The 1,633-nt window shown below is 56.6% G+C and carries 3 protein-coding genes and 2 pseudogenes; all 5 read left to right on the forward strand.

Annotation, left to right across the window (positions count from 1 at the left end; all coding sequences use genetic code 11):
• A partial coding sequence (locus Q363_RS42515) for a zincin-like metallopeptidase domain-containing protein (protein ID WP_245632603.1) occupies nt 1-318 on the forward strand: 318 nt, incomplete at its 5' end.
• Nucleotides 318-737 carry a DUF6908 domain-containing protein gene (locus tag Q363_RS31525; protein WP_035358708.1) on the forward strand — a complete coding sequence of 140 codons (420 nt, stop codon included), beginning with the start codon at nt 318-320 and terminating at the stop codon, nt 735-737. The genes Q363_RS42515 and Q363_RS31525, both read left to right, overlap by 1 nt.
• A gap of 233 nt (nt 738-970) precedes the next feature.
• Nucleotides 971-1,270 (forward strand): hypothetical protein, encoded by a 300-nt coding sequence (locus Q363_RS46000; protein ID WP_342667479.1) that lies wholly within the window; start codon nt 971-973, stop codon nt 1,268-1,270.
• Nucleotides 1,186-1,476, forward strand: a pseudogene (locus tag Q363_RS47520) (hypothetical protein); the annotation flags it as partial. The gene Q363_RS46000 and the pseudogene Q363_RS47520, both read left to right, overlap by 85 nt.
• 53 nt (nt 1,477-1,529) lie before the next feature.
• Nucleotides 1,530-1,633 (forward strand): annotated as a pseudogene (locus Q363_RS39720) (transposase); the annotation flags it as partial.

A 1,633-nucleotide genomic window follows, 5' to 3' on the forward strand; every position in this document is an offset into this window, starting at 1 on the left:
AGCACAGGGCACGAAAACCGTCTCAATCGCACCTTTGGCGACCACTTCGGAGATGAGCTTTACAGCAAGGAGGAACTGGTAGCCGAGATGGGAGCGGCCTTTCTCTGTGCAATCGCGGGCATCGCCAACGAGCATACCGACCGCAACACAACCGCATACATCCAGAATTGGATTGCCAAGCTGGAAGCGGATAACCGGCTTGTCATTCATGCTGCCGCCAACGCTCAACGAGCGGCGGATTGCATTCTCGGCGTCACCTTCGAGGTAACGACTGAGACGACAGAACATGCCACCGACGCATTCGCGGAGGTGGCGTGATGAAGACCATTCTTCGCATCCTTGAGCGGGCCGGAGGCTACCGGCCCACGCTCTACCTCAAGATCGAGAACCCACCTTATATGGCCCTTGTCATCGAGGCTACACCGGAGCCGGGGCCGATTGGATTGACTGCTATTTCCATAGCCCACTATGGCGAACAGAACGGCGACCTCATGCGTGACCCGGAGATGTGTTTCGAGCTAAGTAAGCCACCGCTGTGCAGCTTGGAGCTTGTAGCGTACTATTACCGCAACGACTACATAGGCATCGAGCAATACTCCAGATTTATCGACGGGACAAATTACGTCTTCGTTCCCAACCTCTACGAACAACACCAGAAATTTGCGCGGCTGTGGGACAGGAACATAAACGCCCAGGGCTTTTTAGAAGCGTTCACGGACAAGTCGATTCGTGGCTAGTCCGCTCCCTCCTGTGGAGCGGACTAGCCAGCGTGTCTCCGCTCCGCATTCTTTCACCTTCAACCGCTCGAAAGGAGCCTTGTTATGTCAAAAGCCGTTGCCGCCATCAGCGAATACCGTAACCTGCCACTGGCACAGTTGCAGGAGTCACCCACCAATCCACGCCGCCGTTTCGATGAGCACAGCCTGAACATAAGGCCGAGAGCATCCGCAGCCAGGGCGTTCTCTCTCCCTTGCTTGTGCGGCCTCTCACCGATCAGAGCTTCGAGATTATCGCTGGAGCCCAGACGTTACCGCGCCGCGCAGATGGCCGAAGCGCCAACGGTTCCGGTCCGCATCGTCAACCTCACCGACGCCGAGGCATTGGAGGCGCAGCTAGTCGAATTACCTGCAACGCCGCGACGTTCACCCTCTCGAGGAAGCGCAGGGATTCAAGGCCCTGCTCAACTTGGAAGACCCGAAGTACAGCATCGAGCAGATCGCGGCAAAGGTGGGAAAATCGCCGGCGTACTGTGCTGCCCGAGTCCGCTTAACAGAACTTGCCGCGCCAGTGGTCGAGGCGTTCTATGCCGAGGCCTACTATCTGGTGGACACAGACAGAAACAACGGTGCGCACGTAATGATTCCGCATAGCCATAAGGACAAACCAAGGTCATGGCTGTTCGGCTCAGCAAACCAGAAGGACGAGCTCATTTACGCGCATTACCCGAAGGACAAAGTGATGGTCATCGAGGGCAAACCTGGTACTGGCTTCTGGCAGGATTCCAGTTGCTACCACAAGGCGCTGCCGCCAGAGACTCGATTGCGCCGAAGTATATTCTGCGGGCCTTGTTGTTGCAGGTGTTTTACTCCATCCGTTCGGAGCGGCAGTTGGTCGAGCAGATCGACTACAACCT

It is taken from the genome of Edaphobacter aggregans DSM 19364, assembly GCF_000745965.1.
In the GTDB taxonomy this organism is placed as follows: Bacteria; Acidobacteriota; Terriglobia; order Terriglobales; family Acidobacteriaceae; genus Edaphobacter; species Edaphobacter aggregans.

What these genes read in the sequence shown, in the direction of transcription:
- Q363_RS31525 (WP_035358708.1), top strand. Translation starts at nt 318, where the DNA reads ATGAAGACCATTCTTCGCATCCTTGAGCGGGCCGGAGGCTACCGGCCC.